The organism is Mesorhizobium sp. BHscii (assembly GCF_053848065.1).
In genome coordinates this window covers 24128-42665 of the sequence record NZ_JBSPKW010000018.1, presented here as the reverse complement: position 1 = coordinate 42665, position 18538 = coordinate 24128, and the positions used below count along the sequence as shown (strand labels likewise).

Sequence of the window (18538 nt, the reverse complement as noted above, 5' to 3'; positions counted from 1 at the left end):
AGCGATGAGCGGTTTTGCCAACCTGGTGCCGATGGTGATCGAGCAGTCGAGCCGCGGCGAACGCGCCTTCGACATTTTTTCGCGGCTGCTGCGCGAGCGCATCGTCTTCATCAACGGTCCGATCGACGATGGCGTGTCGGCGCTGGTCTGTGCCCAGCTTCTATCGCTGGAATCCGACAATCCCGATAAGGAGATTTCCCTTTACATCAACTCGCCGGGCGGTGTGGTGACCAGCGGTTTCGCCATCTACGACACGATGCAGTATATAAGCAGTCCAGTATCGACCGTCTGCATGGGCTTTGCCGCCTCGATGGCCTCGTTCCTGCTGATGGCGGGCACGCCGGGACGGCGTATCGCGTTGCCCAATGCCAGCATCCTGCTGCACCAGCCGTCAGGCGGTTTCCAGGGCCAAGCCTCCGACATCCAGCGCCACGCCGAAGGCATCCTCAGGACCAAACGGCGCATGACCGAGCTTTACTCGCATCATTGCGGTCGCACGTTCGAAGAGGTCGAACGCACGCTCGACCGCGACCATTTCATGACCGCCGAGGAGGCAAAGACTTGGGGGCTCGTCGATCATGTTTTTGACACCCGTAAGAAGGCGGCGTGAAAAGGTAGCCGGCTCATGCGCGATGCGGCCAAGTCGTTCGGCAAGTTTCATCGCCACCGGTCTGGCTTCGACCAGGGCTCGGCGGATATAGTCCGCCGATGCTCGACAAGATTTTACGCACCCACTTGAACCGGCTAATCATCGGTGTTGCCGTCGCGGCCATGACTTCCGGCGCGGCGTTCGCGGAAGACAATTCAACGTCTTCGCAAAACGGCACGTTGCCCGGCGTGGCCGATGACTATCGCATCGCCAAGCCGGCTCCCGAACCCGACGACGCCGTGCCCAGCAACGGTAACGGCCAGTTCAAGATCGGCGATACCGATGTCAGGATTTCCGGCAGCATAACTTTCGACGTCGGCGTCGGCGCGTTCGAGGCCCCCCGGTGATAGCGCATCGGCCTTCATCGCTGCCACAATCTCAAGGCACTCGAGCGCTTGCGGCGGCCATCTGACGCAAACAGCCCCGCCGCTGCTTCCGCAAACGGTCGGGGCTTTTTTGGATCTGAAATCCAATTTGCCGGGAGTACACTGCCGGCTTTGATTTCGGATGCTTCGCGGCGTTCAGCCGACGATCCGACTAGTAGTCTCTGATTTTATGGGGATCGGCAGGTCACGGTTGTCGGACGGCGTAAACGCCTGGCCCTGGCACTTATGCCTGCCGCGGCTCCAGCGACACGTGGAGCCTCAAGGGACTGTCCGGTGGAGTCATTCCTCTGCTCTCCTTTTCTGTCCATGCGACTGGTGTCGTCCGAAGTGCATATCGCAAAAGCCTGCGGCGTCTCGCAGGCCGCCTTAGGCGGCGAGGCCATCGATAGACGGTCGGCTTCGGTGACGTTTGGAGTCTGACTCTCTGAGGCTGAGACGTCAACCGTTGGATAGCCGGTTACAAAAAATGTGATCGCTTGGATGGCGAATCCGAAATTTGCATCCGTTTTGAGCAGCGCCGCGGCGGCCGTGATTACATGGACGCTTTTGTCAGGAACGTGTTCGGCCTTTGTTCTTTCCGCTTGCCCGCGCGCGCGAAAGACGGTTAAAGGCTCTGGTCGAGAGTTGTGGCGTCTCTCGAAAAGGTGGCGAAATTACCTACATAGGGGATGGCCGGGACAACCCGCCATCCCACGAAAGTCCAGACCTGAGGCGGCGACCGGCAATGGCCGACCATAAATATCTTTCCATTCGCGGGGCGCGCGAACACAATCTGAAGAATGTCGATCTCGACCTGCCGCGTGACAGCCTGATCGTCATGACCGGCCTGTCGGGCTCCGGCAAGTCGTCGCTCGCCTTCGACACCATCTATGCCGAGGGCCAGCGCCGCTACGTGGAGAGTCTGTCGGCCTATGCGCGGCAATTCCTCGAAATGATGCAGAAGCCTGACGTCGACCAGATCGACGGCCTGTCGCCGGCTATCTCGATCGAGCAGAAGACCACCTCGAAGAATCCACGCTCGACGGTCGGCACCGTCACGGAAATCTACGACTACATGCGGCTGCTGTTCGCGCGCGTCGGCGTCCCCTACTCGCCGGCCACCGGCCTGCCGATCGAGAGCCAGACGGTGTCGCAGATGGTCGACCGCGTGCTGGCGATCGAGGAAGGCACGCGTCTGTTCATCCTGGCGCCGATGGTGCGAGGCCGCAAAGGCGAGTACCGCAAGGAACTGCTGGAGCTGCAGAAAAAGGGCTTCCAGCGCGTCAAGGTCGACGGTGTCTTCTACGAAATCGCCGACGTGCCGGCGCTGGACAAGAAGTACAAGCATGATCTCGATGTCGTCGTCGACCGCATCGTGGTGCGCGGCGATCTGGCGACGCGGCTTGCCGATTCCATCGAAACCGCGCTGAAGCTCGCCGACGGGCTGGCGGTGGCCGAATTCGCCGACCGTCCGCTCGACTCCAGCCAGACCGGCGAGGATTCGGTCAACAAGTCGAAGAACGAGACGCACGAACGTATTCTGTTCTCGGAAAAGTTCGCCTGCCCGGTGTCAGGCTTCACCATTCCCGAGATCGAGCCGCGGCTGTTCTCCTTCAACAACCCGTTCGGCGCTTGCCCGACCTGCGACGGCCTCGGCAGCCAGCGCGCCATCGACGCCAGTCTGATCGTGCCCGACGACAACCTGTCCCTGCGTGCCGGCGCCGTCAGCCCGTGGGCGAAATCGACCTCGCCCTATTACGTGCAGACGCTGGAGGCGCTGGGCAAGGTCTATGGCTTCAAGCTCGGCGACAAGTTCAGGGATCTGACCGAAGAGGCAAAGCAAGCCATCCTGCATGGCACCGGCGAGCGCGAGGTCACCTTCCAGTACGATGACGGCCTGCGCTCCTACAAGACGACGAAAATCTTCGAAGGGGTCATCCCCAATCTCGAGCGGCGTTGGAAGGAGACCGAATCTGCCTGGATGCGCGAGGAGATCGAGCGCTTCATGTCGGCCACGCCTTGCCCGGCCTGCCGCGGCTACCGGCTGAAGCCGGAAGCGCTTGCGGTGAAGATTGCCGGCAAGCATATCGGCGAGGTCACCGAACTGTCGATCCGCAAGGCCGACCAATGGTTTACCGCCCTGCCCGGCTCGCTCAGCGACAAGCAGAACGAGATCGCGGTGCGCGTGCTCAAAGAGATCCGCGAGCGGTTGCGCTTCCTCAACGATGTCGGGCTCGACTACCTGACGCTGTCGCGTAATTCCGGCACACTGTCGGGCGGCGAGAGCCAGCGCATTCGCCTGGCCTCGCAGATCGGCTCCGGCCTCACCGGCGTGCTCTATGTGCTGGACGAGCCGTCGATCGGCCTGCACCAGCGCGACAATGCGCGCCTGCTCGACACGCTGAAGCACCTGCGCGACATCGGCAACACGGTGATCGTCGTCGAGCATGACGAGGACGCCATCCTGCATGCCGACTATGTCGTCGACATCGGCCCGGCCGCCGGCATCCATGGTGGCCACATCATCGCGCAGGGAACGCCGCAGCAGATCATGGCCAGCCCGGCCTCGATCACCGGCAAGTATCTGTCGGGCGAGCTCGAAGTGGCGACGCCGGCCGTGCGGCGCGAAGCCAAGAAGAACCGGCGTCTGAAGATCGTCGGCGCGCGCGGCAACAATCTGAAGAACGTTACCGCCGAAATCCCGCTCGGCACCTTCACCGCCGTCACAGGCGTCTCCGGCGGCGGCAAGTCGACCTTCCTGATCGAAACGCTGTTCAAGGCGGCGTCGCGCCGCATCATGGGCTCTCGCGAGCACCCGGCCGATCATGACCGCATCGAGGGCCTTGAGTTCCTCGACAAGGTCATCGATATCGACCAGTCGCCCATTGGACGGACGCCGCGCTCCAATCCCGCCACCTATACCGGCGCCTTCACGCCGATCCGCGACTGGTTCGCCGGCCTGCCAGAATCCAAGGCGCGCGGCTATCAGCCGGGCCGCTTCTCGTTCAACGTCAAGGGCGGCCGCTGCGAGGCCTGCCAGGGCGACGGCGTCATCAAGATCGAGATGCACTTCCTGCCGGACGTCTATGTCACCTGCGACGTCTGCCATGGCAAGCGCTACAACCGCGAGACGCTCGACGTCCTGTTCAAGGGCAAGTCGATTGCCGACGTGCTCGATATGACGGTCGAGGAGGGCGTCGATTTCTTCGCCGCGGTGCCCGGCGTGCGCGACAAGCTGGAGACGCTGAAGCAGGTCGGCCTCGGCTACATCCATGTCGGCCAGCAGGCGACGACGCTGTCGGGCGGCGAGGCGCAGCGCATCAAGCTCGCCAAGGAGCTGTCGCGCAAGGCGACCGGCAAGACGCTCTACATCCTCGACGAGCCGACCACCGGCCTGCATTTCCACGACGTCGCCAAACTGCTCGAAGTGCTGCACGAGCTGGTCGACCAGGGCAATACGGTGGTCGTCATCGAGCACAATCTCGAGGTCATCAAGACCGCCGACTGGGTGCTCGACCTCGGCCCCGAAGGCGGCGACGGCGGCGGCGAGCTGGTGGCGTCCGGCACGCCGGAGGATATCATCCGCGAGAAGCGCAGCTACACCGGCCAGTTCCTGCGGGAACTGCTGGAGCGGCGGCCCGGGGGCAAGCGCGAAGCGGCGGAGTGAATGAGGACTGGCTGGCGTCTGGAAGAACCTTCAAATGAAGATCAGAAGAGCGCTTGCCGGTGATCTTGACGCTGTCGCCCAGCTGACCGACGCCGCCTACGCGCCCTACACAGCCTTGTTCGGCGCGCCGCCGATCCCGGTCACCGAAGACTATGCGCCGCGGATCGGACGCGGCGAAGTCTGGCTGCTGGAAAGCAGCGGCGAGCCGGCCGGACTGATTGTCATCGAGCGGCACCCGGACCACACAATGATCTTCTCCGTCGCCGTCGGCCCTGCCTTCCAGGGCAATGGTTTCGGCATCGCCCTACTGAGATGGGCGGACGAACAGACGCGCCTATGGCATCTGCCCGAGGTGCGGCTCTACACCAACGCGAAGATGGAGCGGAACATCGCGCTCTACAAAGCCTGTGGCTTTCACGAAACGGGTCGCCGGCCCAATCCGTACCGGCCAGGATGGACGATCGTCGACATGGCTAAAGCCGCCCAGACAACGGCGATCGCCTGATCCTTTGAAGCAAACGGGAGGACGACAGTGACTCAATCAGGAACAATTCGCGCCGGCATGGGCGGCTGGAGCTTCGAGCCATGGGACACGTCCTTCTATCCGGACAAACTGTCCAAGGCGAAGCAACTGCACTACGCAACCCGGCAGGTGCCGAGCATCGAGGTCAACGGCACCTATTATTCGAGTTTCAAGGAGCCGACCTTCGTCAAATGGGCTAACGAAGCGCCGGATGGCTTCGTCTATTCGCTTAAAGGCAACCGCTTCGTCACCAACCGACGCGTGCTCGGCGAGGCCGGCGAGTCGATGACGCGCTTCCTGGGGTCGGGCGTCGCCGCACTCGGCGACAAGCTCGGGCCGATCCTGTGGCAGTTCGCGCCGACGAAAAAGTTCGACCCGGACGATTTCGAGGCCTTCCTCAAGCTATTGCCTGAAAAGCAGGACGGCGTTGCGCTGCGCCATGCGGTGGAGGTGCGCAACGATAGCTTCGTCGTGCCGGAATTCGCCGCCCTGGCGCGCAAATACAAGGTCGCGATCGTCTATGCCGATCACGCCAAATATCCAGGGATCGCCGACATCACCGGCGATTTCATCTATGCGCGGCTGCAGACCGGCAGCGACGACAATCCCGACTGCTACACGCCGAAGGGGCTCGATGAGTGGGCGGCGCGTGCCAAAACCTGGTCGGAAGGCAAGGCGCCGGCCGACCTGCCGCGCGTCGACCCCTCGACCGACGCACCGGTAAAACCGCGTGATGTGTTCGTCTACTTCATCACCGAGGGCAAGGTCCGCGCACCGTTCGGCGCCATGGCGCTGATGAAACGCGTCTCAGGCTGACGATCTCGAATTGTGACACCTTCACCGCCGTCGTAACCTTATCGATACCTCCTTGCTTCATGAATCCGCGGAGCTAAGGCAGCCGCGGGTTAGGGCATGTCGCTTGACTACCACTCACTTCTGCTGGCTGTCGGTTTTTCCGCCGCCTGCCTGAGCCTGACATTGTTCGGCATCTGGCTGACCGCGCGAACTGAAAAGTTTCTGCTGACATGGGCGATCAGCGCTTTGTTGATCGTCGGCGACGTTGTTATCTACAAGGACTATATCGAGACGCCCGGACGCATTCTCGGCATCGCGACGTTCGCCCTGCTCCTGGTTGGGTTCTCGACCATGCTGGGCGCCGCCTACCAGTTCAGGAGCGGCCTGTCGCCGATCCCGCTGACGGTTCTCGGCAGCTGCATCTCGCTGGCCCTGGCGCTGCCGCCGATGGCGCTCGGCTATGACGGGCTCGGCTTCATGTTCGAAAATCTCCTTGCCGCCCTGCTTCTATTTGCAACGGCCTATCAGTACTGGATCGGGCGCGCGGAAGCCCCTGTCCCGATCATCGGCCTTACCGTGCTCTACTCGACCACCGGCATTTCCTTTGTGCTGTGTGCCATGGCTCTTGCATGGGATGGGAAGCTTGTCCTCGGACATGCGCCCAGCAACTGGGCCGAGGATCTGAGCCTCGTCGTGGTCATCGCCAGCATGACCGGCATCGGCGCCCTTTCGCTGGCGCTCAACCAAGGCCGTCTGGCTCGGCATCACCGTCTGGATGCGCTGACCGATCCGCTGACCGGCCTGCTCAATCGTCGCGCTTTGTTCGACCTCAATGGCGGCGCTCCGATCGGGGCGTTCACGGCTGTGGTCGTGTTCGACCTCGACCGCTTCAAGGCCATCAACGACGAATTCGGCCACGCCACGGGCGATCAGGTGCTGAAAGTGTTCGCCGAGGAACTGGTCGAGAACCTTCGCCCGACCGATGTCGCCGCGCGCATGGGCGGAGAGGAATTCGCGCTGGTTCTGAAGCGGACCCTGCCCGAAACGGTGGAATTCATCGCCGAGCGTATACGCACCGCCTTCGCCGCGCGCGTCATCGCGACCGAAACCCGTCCCCTGACATGTACGGTCAGCGCCGGATACGCTTTCGGCAGCAAGGACGGCATAAGCTTCGACAAGGTGCTCAGCGCGGCCGACAAGGCGCTCTATGCCGCCAAGCGCGGCGGTCGCAACCGCGTCGCCGCCTCGACCTTCCGACGCGCAAGCTAGCCGCTTCGCGGTAGCGCATCCGCCCCTTCCGTCACCCCTCACGCCGCCTTCACGACCTCGTTGTAGGTATCGAGATCGACATAGAAGACCTTGGTGATCTCTGCGATCAGCTCGTCGTGGTCGTATCCTTGTGATTTCAGAATGTTGATGGCGGTCATGATGTCGACGCGCTCGGTGAGCCGTCGTTTCTGGTAGTCCTCGACGTAACGTTCCATCGGCTGCCCTGGCCCAAGTGCCCCAAATGCGTTGAACAACAATCAGATCTCAAGAAGGGGGCTGCTTGCACGGAACCTGCCGGCTGAGCCCACGCCTCACCTTGATCTGTCAACGAGACTGATACGGAAAGCGGCCGACTCAACAAGGCCAAGTAAAGCCTAGCATGCAATCTTCGGCGCGCCAGAGTTGCAAACGGTGTCGTTGAAGAAAATCTCGTAAACCTTCGTTATTTCGTCATCCTTGGGTGCAGCGACGCGAAGCGGGGTGAAGACGCAAGGGTCAATGCCGTGACGTCAGGGCATCGCCACGGTGCAGGTCCAGGATGGGGGGGCGCCGGAGAACGGCTTTTTCTCTTCGCCCCTGCACTCTTCGGCGGGTGTCACGGCATGGATTCGTGGGGGTCTGCACCGCGTCGCTTCGCTCCTTGCCTCGCCCCAGGATGAAGACGGGAGAGATGGTTCAGCTAATCCTAGAGGGTTTGGGATTCGCCACTGAGGCTTTAGACAGTCAGGAACTTGCGGACATCGGCGCGGTCGAGATCCTCGGCCGGGCCGGTGTGGACGATCTGGCCGCGGTCCATGATGTTGACCTCGTCCGCCAGTTCCCGGCAGAAATCTAGATACTGTTCAACCAGCAGCACGGCGATGCCTGCCTGGTCGCGCAAATAGCGAATGGCGCGGCTGATATCCTTGATGATCGACGGCTGGATGCCTTCGGTCGGCTCGTCGAGCACCAGCAGTTTCGGCCGCATCACCAGTGCCCTGCCGATGGCAAGCTGCTGCTGCTGGCCGCCGGAAAGGTCGCCGCCCCGGCGGCCGAGCATCTGCTTCAGCACGGGGAACAATTCGAAGACGTGGCCGGGAATGTTGCGGTCGGCGCGCTTCAATGGCGCAAAGCCCGATTCGAGGTTTTCCCGCACGGTGAGCAGCGGGAAGATCTCCCTGCCCTGCGGCACGAATGCGATGCCCGACCGGGCGCGATCATACGCCGCGCTCCGGTCGAGCGCCTTCCCCTCGAAGGCAACACTTCCGCTCGTCAACCGGTGGTGGCCGACGATCGATCTCATCAAACTGGTTTTGCCGACGCCGTTGCGGCCGAGCACGCAAGTGATCTTGCCCGCGCCGGCCTTCAGCGAGACGCCACGCAGCGCCTGGGCGGCGCCGTAGTGCAGCGTGGCGTTGGAGACTTCGAGCATGGTCAGCGCCTTCTCCAACGCCTGAAGAACGAAAGGTCGAAATGATGGAACGGAACGCGCCAGACCATGATCATCTTCCCAGGTAAACTTCGACGACACGCTCGTCGGCCGAAACGAAATCGAGCGAGCCTTCGGACAGGACCGAACCTTCGTGCAGGCAGGTGACCTTGACGCCGAGCTCGCGCACGAAATGCATGTCGTGCTCGACGACGATGACCGAATGGTCGCTTGCGATATCCTTGAGCAGCCGCGCTGTCTCCTCAGTCTCGGCGTCGGTCATGCCGGCAACCGGTTCGTCGACCAGCAGCAGCTTCGGATCCTGCGCCAGCAGCATACCGATCTCGAGCCATTGCTTCTGGCCGTGGCTGAGATTGGCGGCGAGTTCATCGCGCTTGTCGCCCAGCCGGGTGATGCCGAGAAGATCGTCGATCTGCCGCGCCTCCGCGGCCGAGCGGCGATGGAACAGCGCCGGGAAGATCGAGCGTGGGCCCTTCAGCGCCAGCATCAGGTTCTCCTCGATCGTGTGGCTTTCGAAGACGGTCGGCTTCTGGAATTTCCTGCCGATGCCCATCATGGCGATTTCGGCCTCGTCATGTTTGGTCAGGTCGACCTGCCCGTCGAAGTAAACCTCGCCCGCGTCGGGACGCGTCTTGCCGGTGACGATGTCCATCATCGTTGTCTTGCCGGCGCCGTTGGGACCGATGATCGCCCGCATCTCGCCCTTGTCGAGCACCAGCGACAGGTTGTTGATGGCGCGAAAGCCGTCGAAGGAAACCGAGACGCCGTCGAGATAGAGGATGGTGTTGCTCTTCGACATCGCTCACTCCGCCGGCTGCGGTTCGGGGCTGGATGTGGACCAGTCGCCCGGCGTTCTCGCAGCCGAGCGAACGATCTTCGGCGTTGGCTGGACGTCAGGATCGGTGCCGGCCTCCTCGGCGATCGAGGCCGCGCGCAGCGCCTTGGCATTGCCGCGCCAGGAATCCCACATGCCGATAATGCCTTGGGGCAGGAACAGCGTGACGGCGACAAACAGGCCGCCAAGCGCAAACAGCCAGAACTCCGGCAGCACGCCGGTGAACCAGGATTTGCCGGCATTGACCACGAGTGCGCCGATGATCGGCCCGACGATGGTGCCGCGCCCGCCTACGGCCGCCCATACCACCACCTCGATCGAGTTGGACGGCTCGAACTCGCCCGGATTGATGATGCCCACCTGCGGCACGTAGAGCGCGCCGGCAATGCCGGCCATGACAGCCGACACAGTGAAGGCGAACAGTTTGACGTTCTCCGCGCGCCAGCCGAGAAAGCGCGTGCGGCTCTCGGCGTCGCGCACCGCCATCAGCAGCTTGCCGTATTTTGAACCTACGATTGCCCAGGTGACGAAGACGGCGAGCGCCAGCGTTATGGCGCTGGCCGCGAACAATCCCGAGCGAGTCGCATCGGCCTGCACGTTGAAGCCGAGAATATCCTTGAAATCGGTCAGGCCGTTGTTGCCGCCGAAACCCATGTCGTTGCGGAAAAACGCAAGCAGCAGCGCATAGGTCATCGCCTGGGTGATGATCGACAGATAGACGCCGGTGACGCGGCTGCGGAAGGCGAACCAGCCAAAGACGAAGGCGAGCAGGCCGGGCACCGCAAGCACCATGATCGCCGCAAACCAGAAATGGTCGAAACCGTACCAGAACCACGGCAGCTCCTTGTAGTTCAGGAACACCATGAAGTCGGGTAGCAGGGGATTGCCGTAGACGCCGCGCGAACCGATCTGGCGCATCAGATACATGCCCATCGCATAGCCGCCGAGCGCGAAAAAGGCTCCGTGGCCGAGCGAAAGGATGCCGCAATAGCCCCAGACGAGATCGAGCGCCAAGGCGAGCAGCGCGTAGCAGAGGTATTTCCCGGTGAGCGCGACGACATAGGACGGCACGTAGAACGCACTTGTCGGCGAGACCGCAAGATTGAGCAGCGGCACGATGAAGGCGATCGCCAAAAGGATGAAGATCGTGATGGCGATGCGGCGGTCGGCGCCGGCGGCGAAGAAGCGTCCCGTGATCATGCTTCCACCGACCTGCCCTTAAGTGCGAAAAGGCCGCGCGGGCGTTTCTGGATGAACAGGATGATGAGGACCAGCACGACTATCTTGCCGAGGACTGCCCCGGCATAGGGTTCGAGAAACTTGTTGACGATGCCGAGCGAGAAGGCGCCGACCAGCGTGCCCCATAGATTGCCGACGCCGCCGAAGACGACGACCATGAAGCTGTCGATGATGTAGCCGCGGCCGAGATTGGGCGAGACATTGTCGATCTGGCTGAGCGCGACACCGGCGATGCCGGCAATTCCGGACCCCAACGCAAAGGTCAGCGCGTCGACCCATGGCGTCCTGATTCCCATAGACGCGGCCATGCGGCGATTGGCGGTGACGGCGCGCATCTGCAGGCCCCAGGGCGTGCGCTTCATCACATAAAGCAGCACCGCGAACACACCGAGCGCGAATACCAGTATCCAGAGCCGGTTCCAGGTAACCGCAAGCTGGCCGATATCGAACGAACCGGACATCCATGACGGGTTGCCGACTTCCTGGTTGGTCGGCCCGAAGATGGTGCGCACGGCCTGCTGCAGGATCAGCGAGACCCCCCATGTCGCCAGCAGCGTCTCCAGCGGCCGGCCGTAGAGGAAACGGATGACGCCCCGCTCGATGACAAGGCCGACGAGCGCCGCGACCAAGAAGGCGAGCGGCAGCGCGATGACCAGCGACCAGTCGAACAGGCCGGGAAAGGAATTGCGGATCACCTCCTGCACGACAAAGGTCGTGTAGGCGCCGAGCATGACCATTTCGCCATGCGCCATGTTGATGACACCCATGACGCCGAAGGTGATGGCGAGGCCGATCGCCGCCAGCAGCAGCACCGATCCGAGCGAAATGCCGTACCAGATGTTCTGGCCCGCATCCCACAGCGCCAGCGTCGAATTGATGCTGGCGATCGCCGCCGTCGCCGCGTCCTTGACCGCGCCTTCGGAATTGGCCTCGACGGCGGTGAGCAGAGACAGTGCGTTGCGGTCGCCGCGCGCGCCGATCAGGGCGATCGCCGCGAGTTTATCGGCCTTCGGCCTGTCCGACACCAGAACCGATGCGGCGCGGGCCTGTTCGAGCAGCGCTTTGACGCTTGCCACGGTTTCGCTTGCGATTGCGGCATCGAGTGGCTCGATGTTCGTGGCATCGGGCGTCTTGAACATTGTATCGGCAGCAGCAATGCGCGCAGCCGGGTCTTTAGCGCCGAGCGTCAGCATGCCCAAAGCATCGCGGATGGCGCGGCGCAGCGTATTGTTGACCTTGATCTTGGTGATCTCGGCCTTGGCCGCGTCGCCGGACTTTTCACCGCTCAGGGGGTCGAGCAGCTCAACGCTGCCGCCACCTTCCTTGCCGATGAAAACCAGCGAATCGGTCTTGCGGACATAAAGATCGCCCTCCGCAAGCGCGCCAAGCGGGCGTTCGACGGCAGGGTCGCCGGTGGCCGCCAGCTCGCGCACGACAGCTTCGGTGGCCGAAAAATTCGAGGCAGTGGCAAATTTGGCGATGATGGCGCGCAGATCCGCTTCGGCAGCGTTCGACGGCGACAGCATCCCCAGGAGGAGCAGCAGCGTCAGGCCGATAGCGCGGGTGAAGATCATCGATTTCTGGCGACTCTTGAAGGGTTGAACTTCGCGTCCGGGCGGACTGGAGGAGAGGAGGAGCTCGCCCGGACGCGTCGCGGTCTAGGTCGTGGAGAAATCCGCGACCGTCAGACCCGGGAGGATCAGTTGGTTCCCTTACCGCCGCACTTGCCGGTGGCAACATTGAAGTTGCCGCAGGACAGAGGTGCGCGCCAATCGGAGATCAGGTCCTTCGAATCAGCCAGATAGTCAGACCACTCGTCACCCATCACCAGGCCAGGCGTCTGCGAGACGGTCTCGAACTGGCCATCGGCCTGGATTTCGCCGATCAGCACCGGCTTGGTGATGTGATGGTTCGGCATCATGGTCGAATAACCACCGGTCAGGTTCGGCACCGAGACGCCGATCACGGCGTCGATGACCTTGTCAGGGTCGGTGGTGCCAGCCTTCTCAACCGCCTTCACCCACATGTTGAAGCCGACATAGTGGGCTTCCATCGGGTCGTTGGTGGTGCGCTTGTCGTTCTTGATGAACTTGTGCCAGTCGGCAATGAACTTCGCGTTCTCGGGCGTATCGATGCTCTGGAAATAATTCCAAGCGGCGAGATGACCGACGAGCGGCGCGGTGTCGAGACCGGCAAGCTCTTCCTCGCCGACCGAGAAGGCCATGACCGGGATGTCCTCGGCCTTGATGCCCTGGTTGCCGAGTTCCTTGTAGAACGGCACGTTGGCGTCGCCGTTGACGGTCGATACGACGGCCGTCTTCTTGCCGGCCGAGCCGAACTTCTTGATCGCCGAGACCTCGGTCTGCCAATCGGAGAAGCCGAACGGCGTGTAGTTGACCATGATGTCTTCGGCAGCGACGCCCTTGGCCTTCAGATAGGCTTCGAGGATCTTGTTGGTGGTGCGTGGATAGACATAGTCGGTGCCTTCAAGCACCCAGCGCTTCACCGACCCGCCGTCCTCGCTCATCAGATAGTCGACGGCCGGAATAGCCTGCTGGTTCGGCGCCGCACCGGTGTAGAACACGTTGCGCTCGCTCTCCTCGCCCTCATACTGGACGGGGTAGAAAAGGATGTTGTCGAGTTCGCTGAACACCGGCAGCACCGATTTGCGCGACACTGAGGTCCAGCAACCGAACACCGCCGCGACCTTGTTCTTGGAGATCAGTTCGCGTGCCTTTTCGGCGAACAGCGGCCAGTTCGAAGCCGGATCGACGACGACCGCTTCGAGCTTCTTGCCGAGCAGGCCGCCCTTTGCATTCTGCTTTTCGATGAGCATCAGCATGGCGTCCTTCAGCGTCGTCTCCGAAATCGCCATGGTCCCCGACAGCGAGTGGAGAATACCCACCTTGATCGTGTCGTCAGCCGCCCTGGCCGGGACACTCATCAGCAAGCCGGCTGTGACAGCGCCTGCCGAAAACATTTTTGTTATTGTCGAGAAACTGCCCCTCATATTTCAAACTCCCTAGCTGGTTGATCGCATCGCAAACAGACCATGCAACCGCTGTGCCAACCGCGGAAGCAAAATTGAGTGGGCTTAGATTTTCTTGCTCTATCAGCTAGTTAATATATTAGCCGCCAAAGTTAAGCGCCGCCGCAGGTGTTCTGATTGAGAAAAAATTCCCCGCTCTCGCCTAAGTTTTGATCACTCACGAATTAATGCATGAATTTTGAGCAACGCCGTATCAAAGACGACGAAAGGTTGCAGCGCCGCAGGAAAATGCGGCAAGCTCGATCTTCAAAAGAGCGACGTCATGACCTCCAGGATTTCTCGTATTTTCAGCACCATGCTTCTGGTTGCGGCCACCGGCAGTGCACGCGCCGATTTCACCCACGGCAAATTGCCGGACGGGACCTATCACTGCGAAGTCTATCTGCTTGGCATGTTCCTCAGCCTTGGCGACATCACCATCAAGGGAAATGTCTATAGCGGTCCGGTGACCTTCGGAACCGCCCGGCAGGGCTACAATTATCAGATGGATACAAATGGCGAGATTACATGGTTGGGACCGTTGGGCGGCTATACGACCGGCGGCAACTCGATCTCGCTCACGCAAGCCATCCTGGACGGTCAAACCAGCCCGTCCTTCGACATCATCATGAAGCAGCCTGACGGCGCCTTCACCGCCTCGACCTGCACGAAGCGTTGAACAGCCGACAAGAAGAGGCGCGAAACCTTGCGAGGTTCCGCGCCAACAGGCAGTCGAGAGGGTATCGCTAAATGCTCTTGGCCGACATCTGTCCAGCGATATAGTCGGCCTGACGGATCGCCAGCGACACGATCGTCAATGTTGGATTTTCAGCGCCGCCGGTGGTGAACTGGCTGCCATCCGACACGAACAGGTTCTTGATGTCGTGCGCCTGGCCATGCTTGTTGACGACGCCGTCGGCCGCCTTCTCGCTCATCCGGTTGGTGCCGAGATTGTGGGTCGACGGATAGGGTGGCGTCGGGAAGGTCCGGGTCGCACCCACCGCTGCGTAAAGCGCCGAGCCCTGCTTGTAGGCGTGGTCTCGCATTGCCGTGTCGTTGGCATGGTCGTCGAAATGGACGTCCGCCACCGCCATGCCGTGCTCGTCCTTGAGATCGGCATGCAGCGTGATGCGGTTTTCCTCGCGCGGCATGTCTTCGCCGACGATCCACATGCCGGCCATATGGTCGTAGTGGTCGAGCGCCGTGGTGAAGGAACGCCCCCAGCCGCCGGGATTGAGGAAGGCGGCCATGAACGGCAGGCCGAGCGACAGCGTCTCAAGCTCGTAGCCGCCGACGAAGCCGCGCGAAGGATCGTTGCGGGCCTCATCGCGGATGATACCGGCCATGGTGGTGCCGCGATACATATGCACCGGCTTGTCGAAGATGCCGTAGACCGAGCCCGTGGTGTGGCGCATGTAGTTCTTGCCGACCTGCCCCGATGAATTGGCAAGACCGTCGGGAAACTGGCTCGATGCCGAATTGAGCAGCAGCCGGGGGCTCTCGATCGAATTTCCGGCCACGGCGACGATGCGGGCCTTCTGTTCCTGCAGTCTGCCGTCCTTGTCGGCATAGACGACGCCGGTCACCTTGCCTGACGCATCGTGGTTGATCTTGATAGCCATGGCGTTCGGCCTGACCTCGAGATGGCCGGTCGCCTCGCCCTTGGGAATTTCGCTATAGAGCGTCGACCATTTGGCGCCCCATTTGCAGCCCTGGAAGCAGAAGCCGGTCTGCTGGCAGGCATTGCGGTCGTCGCGCGGCTCGGAATTGATTGCCATCCGGCCGGTGTGGCACTCCTTGTAGCCGAGCTTGTCGGCGCCGGCCTTCATCACCTTGAAGTTGTTGTTGCCGGGAAGGCCTGGGATGTTGTTGGTGAGCGTCACGCCCAGCTTATCTTCGGCCTTTGCGTAGTAGGGCTCCAGCTCGGCAAGCGTGATCGGCCAATCGAGCAGGTTCGCGCCTTCTAGTTTTCCGTAGGTCGAAAGCGTTCTGAATTCATGCTCCTGAAAGCGCAGCGAGGCGCCCGCCCAGTGCGTGGTCGAGCCGCCGACCGCCTTGACGATCCATGCCGGCAGATTGGGAAAATCTTTCGCCACCCGCCAGTCGCCCGAGGTCGTGCGCCTGTCCGTCCAGGCGAGTTGGGCGAATGAATCCCACTCGTCGTTGATGAAATCCTCGTATTCGTGGCGTGCGCCCGCCTCCAGGATGACGACATCGATGCCTTTCTGGGCGAGTTCATTGCCGAGCGTGCCGCCGCCTGCGCCGGAGCCGATGATGACAACCACGCCGTCGTTCGTGAGATCAAATGGTGCTGCCATGGTTTCCTCCCATGATGTCTATTGTGTACGGTTTGGGACGACGGGGGCTCAGAGCCACTCGATGTCGTCGAACCCGCGCGCCATGTAGCCGCCCTTGGAGTAGGACTCGCCCTCGTAGCCGAAGATCGGCCAGACCTCTTTTTGGTTGTAGAGACCGACGACAAGCCCGCCACGGACTGCCTGGAAGAACGGCGTGTCCTCGATCTCTCTTAGCACGGCAACGCGCTGCTCCTCCCAGCCGAGGCTGGTGTAGCCACCCTTACCCGACTTCGAGTCGAGTTCGGCGATGCCGTTTTCGATGAGGTCCTTATGGGCTGGGTCTTTGCCGGCCTGCTGGTCATGGGCCTTGACGGCGATTGCGTAATATTTGTCAGGCACTTGGTCGTGCGGATAGATGTCGCGCGCCATCTGGATCAGGGTCGCCATGGTTTCGGGCTTGAGCGCAGATGTTTCGAGACCCCAGGCATGTTCCGGGCTGATGACGGCACTACCCGAAATGACCAGCAACGCGCCGACACCGCCGCGCTTCAGAAGCTCGCGGCGCGATAGCCCGGGCTTCCTTTCATGGGCCGGCTTTCTCTCATAAATCGTGACCATTTGTTCCTCCCTTTGCTTGCTGTTCGCACCCGAAGGTGCCCTGGCTGGCGCCCGCTGGCCGGTACGGCCGTAACGTCTCCTATTTGAACCGGCCCTGACGCTGCAGAACCTCGATCTTGTAGCCGTCGGGATCCTCGATGAAGAAGAAGCGCGCGAGCAGCGCTCCGTCGCGGTTGAACTCGACGATCTTCTTCGGGCTCAGGCCAAGCGCGCCGAGCCGGTCATGTTCGCTGTCCAGATCGGCGACCGAAACCGCGAGATGGCCGTAGCCGTCGCCGAGCGAATAAGGCTCCTGGCGGCCCTTATTGACGGTGAGCTCGACTTCGAAGCCCGCCTCGGCATTGCTCAGATAGACGAGCGTGAAGGTTTCGAAATCGAGCCGTTCAGCGACGTCCAGCCCAAAGGCTTTCCGGTAGAAGTCGATGGAACGGGCCTCGTGCAGAACCCGGATCATGGTGTGGATCGTCTTCGCCAAATGACACTCCGTCGCACCAGCACCTTATGCGCGTCGGCGTGATTATGCGCGGGTTGCGGCAAAGGTGGTGGCAGCCGATTACCACGCGCTAATCTAACGACGGGGTGGCAAACCGCCTAAGGACGAAAGTCCGATTGCTGTTTTCCGCTTTCCGGCTGAAGATAATTGGCCGCAATAGGCACTGCTCAAAGGCGCGAATCGCTGCTGATTGCGCCTAAAGTCAACAAGAATGGCCAAGACCACTAAGAACGGGAGGTAACGATGTGCAGGGTTTTTGCCGGGCAGGATCCGGAGGGCTACCGGCAGATCAATCGATCGATCCGCATCGATGGGCACTCGACGAGCATCCAGCTCGAGGCGACGTTCTGGGCATTGCTCGACGAGATCGCCGACAGCCAAGGTTTAACGACGCCGAAATTCATCTCGAAGCTTTATGACGAGGCCATAGAGATCAATGGCCAGGTTCCGAACTTCGCCTCGATGTTGCGCACGACCTGTGCCCTCTATCTGCGCGGCCATCGGCCGGGCATCGAAGAACACACGGCCCCGAAGCGGCAAGCAGCTTAACTTTCGATCGCAACATCGAGTGCCAGGCGAGTCATATCGGTGAAAAGCGCCTGGCGTTCGGAATAATCGGTTTGCTCGCCGGTCACCACATTGTCGACGACAGTCAGGATCGACAGCGCCCGGGCGCCGAAATGCGCCGCGATGCGATAGAGCGCACTGGTCTCCATATCCACGGCCAGCGCGCCGTGGGCCTGCGCTTCGGCGAAGCGATCGCGCCCCTGAGGATGATAGAATATATCGCTGCAGATGGTCAGCCCAGCCTGATGTTCGATGCCGATTCCGGCAGCTCGGGCTAAGGCTCGGGAAAATAGCGCCGGATCGGGGCCGGCATCAGCACCATAGAGCCCAAAAACCTGGCCGCTCTCGGCACTTTCACCGCGCACCGACTGCGAGATCACCAGGCTGCGCAGTTTAACCGCGGCAGTTAGGGCACCACAGGTACCGGTGCGGATCAGTGTCCTCACGCCGTGGAAATCCAGCAATTCATGCGCGTAGATCAGGAATGACGAGACGCCGATGCCGGTGGACTGGATGCTCACGGGCTTGCCGCGAAACAGGCCGGTAAAACCGAGGGCTTCCCTTCGACGGTTAACGCAGCGCGGCGCCTCCAGAAAGGTTTCCGCCATCCATTCGGCACGCTGCGGGTCGCCCGGCAACAGCACTGTTGCGGCATAATCACCCTTGCCTGCCTCGTTGTGCGGCGTCACGGCATGCTCCCCCAAAACCCGCCGCCCGTTTCGCCCATAATCATGGCAGTCTCGCGCCATTTCGCAAGTGCGAGA

Annotated in this window: 18 protein-coding genes; 8 read left to right on the top strand and 10 right to left on the bottom strand. The window is 61.7% G+C overall.

The window, feature by feature from the left end:
• The first annotated feature begins 4 nt into the window (after nt 1-4).
• The 6 genes from ACWTU7_RS22605 to ACWTU7_RS22580 all read left to right on the top strand — a co-directional run bounded on the left by ACWTU7_RS22605 (nt 5) and on the right by ACWTU7_RS22580 (nt 7268).
• Nucleotides 5-610 carry an ATP-dependent Clp protease proteolytic subunit gene (locus tag ACWTU7_RS22605; protein WP_029352889.1) on the top strand — a complete coding sequence of 202 codons (606 nt, stop codon included), beginning with the start codon at nt 5-7 and terminating at the stop codon, nt 608-610.
• A gap of 98 nt (nt 611-708) precedes the next feature.
• Nucleotides 709-996 (top strand): hypothetical protein, encoded by a 288-nt coding sequence (locus ACWTU7_RS22600; RefSeq protein ID WP_455840407.1) that lies wholly within the window; start codon nt 709-711, stop codon nt 994-996.
• A gap of 763 nt (nt 997-1759) precedes the next feature.
• Nucleotides 1760-4681, top strand: coding sequence for an excinuclease ABC subunit UvrA (gene uvrA, locus ACWTU7_RS22595; protein WP_455840406.1), 2922 nt, complete (start codon nt 1760-1762; stop codon nt 4679-4681).
• 34 nt (nt 4682-4715) lie between these two features.
• Nucleotides 4716-5186, top strand: a complete 471-nt coding sequence (locus ACWTU7_RS22590) for a GNAT family N-acetyltransferase (RefSeq protein WP_455840405.1) — start codon at nt 4716-4718, stop codon at nt 5184-5186.
• Nucleotides 5187-5213: 27 nt separating this feature from the next.
• Entirely contained in the window at nt 5214-6020 is an 807-nt protein-coding gene (locus ACWTU7_RS22585) for a DUF72 domain-containing protein (protein ID WP_455840404.1), read from the top strand.
• A 96-nt stretch (nt 6021-6116) separates the two neighbouring features.
• Nucleotides 6117-7268, top strand: coding sequence for a GGDEF domain-containing protein (locus ACWTU7_RS22580; protein WP_455840403.1), 1152 nt, complete (start codon nt 6117-6119; stop codon nt 7266-7268).
• A gap of 38 nt (nt 7269-7306) precedes the next feature.
• On the opposite strand, the gene ACWTU7_RS22575 is transcribed toward ACWTU7_RS22580, so the two are convergent.
• The 6 genes from ACWTU7_RS22575 to urtA form a co-directional block, all read right to left on the bottom strand.
• Nucleotides 7307-7483, bottom strand: coding sequence for a hypothetical protein (locus ACWTU7_RS22575; protein ID WP_082982505.1), 177 nt, complete (start codon nt 7481-7483; stop codon nt 7307-7309).
• 500 nt (nt 7484-7983) lie between these two features.
• Entirely contained in the window at nt 7984-8679 is a 696-nt protein-coding gene (gene urtE / locus ACWTU7_RS22570; RefSeq protein ID WP_029352897.1) for an urea ABC transporter ATP-binding subunit UrtE, read from the bottom strand.
• Nucleotides 8680-8749: 70 nt separating this feature from the next.
• Complete coding sequence (gene urtD / locus ACWTU7_RS22565) at nt 8750-9496, bottom strand: urea ABC transporter ATP-binding protein UrtD (RefSeq protein WP_455840402.1); 747 nt, start codon at nt 9494-9496, stop codon at nt 8750-8752.
• 3 nt (nt 9497-9499) lie between these two features.
• A complete protein-coding gene (gene urtC, locus ACWTU7_RS22560) occupies nt 9500-10732 on the bottom strand; it encodes an urea ABC transporter permease subunit UrtC (RefSeq protein ID WP_455840401.1) in 1233 nt (410 codons plus the stop codon).
• The gene (gene urtB / locus ACWTU7_RS22555) at nt 10729-12345 is read right to left on the bottom strand and encodes an urea ABC transporter permease subunit UrtB (protein ID WP_455840400.1); all 1617 of its coding nucleotides are present in this window, start codon (nt 12343-12345) and stop codon (nt 10729-10731) included. Before urtB ends, urtC begins: the two co-directional genes overlap by 4 nt.
• A gap of 125 nt (nt 12346-12470) precedes the next feature.
• A complete protein-coding gene (gene urtA / locus ACWTU7_RS22550) occupies nt 12471-13781 on the bottom strand; it encodes an urea ABC transporter substrate-binding protein (RefSeq protein WP_455840399.1) in 1311 nt (436 codons plus the stop codon).
• Nucleotides 13782-14082: 301 nt separating this feature from the next.
• Here urtA and ACWTU7_RS22545 point away from each other — a divergent pair, with 301 nt between their 5' ends.
• Nucleotides 14083-14478 (top strand): hypothetical protein, encoded by a 396-nt coding sequence (locus ACWTU7_RS22545; RefSeq protein ID WP_029352905.1) that lies wholly within the window; start codon nt 14083-14085, stop codon nt 14476-14478.
• A 67-nt stretch (nt 14479-14545) separates the two neighbouring features.
• Here ACWTU7_RS22545 and ACWTU7_RS22540 read toward each other — a convergent pair whose 3' ends face one another.
• The 3 genes from ACWTU7_RS22540 to ACWTU7_RS22530 all read right to left on the bottom strand — a co-directional run bounded on the left by ACWTU7_RS22540 (nt 14546) and on the right by ACWTU7_RS22530 (nt 17189).
• Complete coding sequence (locus ACWTU7_RS22540) at nt 14546-16117, bottom strand: GMC family oxidoreductase (RefSeq protein WP_455840398.1); 1572 nt, start codon at nt 16115-16117, stop codon at nt 14546-14548.
• Nucleotides 16118-16165: 48 nt separating this feature from the next.
• On the bottom strand, nt 16166-16714 hold the full coding sequence (locus ACWTU7_RS22535; protein ID WP_455840397.1) for a gluconate 2-dehydrogenase subunit 3 family protein: 549 nt from the start codon (nt 16712-16714) through the stop codon (nt 16166-16168).
• A 79-nt stretch (nt 16715-16793) separates the two neighbouring features.
• Nucleotides 16794-17189, bottom strand: a complete 396-nt coding sequence (locus tag ACWTU7_RS22530) for a VOC family protein (protein WP_455840396.1) — start codon at nt 17187-17189, stop codon at nt 16794-16796.
• 261 nt (nt 17190-17450) lie between these two features.
• Here ACWTU7_RS22530 and ACWTU7_RS22525 point away from each other — a divergent pair, with 261 nt between their 5' ends.
• Nucleotides 17451-17756, top strand: coding sequence for a ribbon-helix-helix domain-containing protein (locus ACWTU7_RS22525; protein WP_287339090.1), 306 nt, complete (start codon nt 17451-17453; stop codon nt 17754-17756).
• Here the strand turns inward: ACWTU7_RS22525 and ACWTU7_RS22520 are convergent.
• Entirely contained in the window at nt 17753-18463 is a 711-nt protein-coding gene (locus ACWTU7_RS22520) for a purine-nucleoside phosphorylase (RefSeq protein ID WP_455840395.1), read from the bottom strand. The genes ACWTU7_RS22525 and ACWTU7_RS22520 overlap by 4 nt on opposite strands.
• Between the last annotated feature and the right edge of the window lie 75 nt (nt 18464-18538).

What these genes read in the sequence shown, in the direction of transcription:
- ACWTU7_RS22525 (WP_287339090.1), top strand. Translation starts at nt 17,451, where the DNA reads ATGTGCAGGGTTTTTGCCGGGCAGGATCCGGAGGGCTACCGGCAGATC.
- ACWTU7_RS22535 (WP_455840397.1), bottom strand. Translation starts at nt 16,714, where the DNA reads ATGGTCACGATTTATGAGAGAAAGCCGGCCCATGAAAGGAAGCCCGGG.
- ACWTU7_RS22600 (WP_455840407.1), top strand. Translation starts at nt 709, where the DNA reads ATGCTCGACAAGATTTTACGCACCCACTTGAACCGGCTAATCATCGGT.
- urtC (WP_455840401.1), bottom strand. Translation starts at nt 10,732, where the DNA reads ATGATCACGGGACGCTTCTTCGCCGCCGGCGCCGACCGCCGCATCGCC.
- uvrA (WP_455840406.1), top strand. Translation starts at nt 1,760, where the DNA reads ATGGCCGACCATAAATATCTTTCCATTCGCGGGGCGCGCGAACACAAT.
- urtE (WP_029352897.1), bottom strand. Translation starts at nt 8,679, where the DNA reads ATGCTCGAAGTCTCCAACGCCACGCTGCACTACGGCGCCGCCCAGGCG.
- urtD (WP_455840402.1), bottom strand. Translation starts at nt 9,496, where the DNA reads ATGTCGAAGAGCAACACCATCCTCTATCTCGACGGCGTCTCGGTTTCC.
- urtB (WP_455840400.1), bottom strand. Translation starts at nt 12,345, where the DNA reads ATGATCTTCACCCGCGCTATCGGCCTGACGCTGCTGCTCCTCCTGGGG.
- ACWTU7_RS22575 (WP_082982505.1), bottom strand. Translation starts at nt 7,483, where the DNA reads ATGGAACGTTACGTCGAGGACTACCAGAAACGACGGCTCACCGAGCGC.
- ACWTU7_RS22605 (WP_029352889.1), top strand. Translation starts at nt 5, where the DNA reads ATGAGCGGTTTTGCCAACCTGGTGCCGATGGTGATCGAGCAGTCGAGC.
- urtA (WP_455840399.1), bottom strand. Translation starts at nt 13,781, where the DNA reads ATGAGGGGCAGTTTCTCGACAATAACAAAAATGTTTTCGGCAGGCGCT.
- ACWTU7_RS22545 (WP_029352905.1), top strand. Translation starts at nt 14,083, where the DNA reads ATGACCTCCAGGATTTCTCGTATTTTCAGCACCATGCTTCTGGTTGCG.
- ACWTU7_RS22590 (WP_455840405.1), top strand. Translation starts at nt 4,716, where the DNA reads ATGAAGATCAGAAGAGCGCTTGCCGGTGATCTTGACGCTGTCGCCCAG.
- ACWTU7_RS22540 (WP_455840398.1), bottom strand. Translation starts at nt 16,117, where the DNA reads ATGGCAGCACCATTTGATCTCACGAACGACGGCGTGGTTGTCATCATC.
- ACWTU7_RS22580 (WP_455840403.1), top strand. Translation starts at nt 6,117, where the DNA reads ATGTCGCTTGACTACCACTCACTTCTGCTGGCTGTCGGTTTTTCCGCC.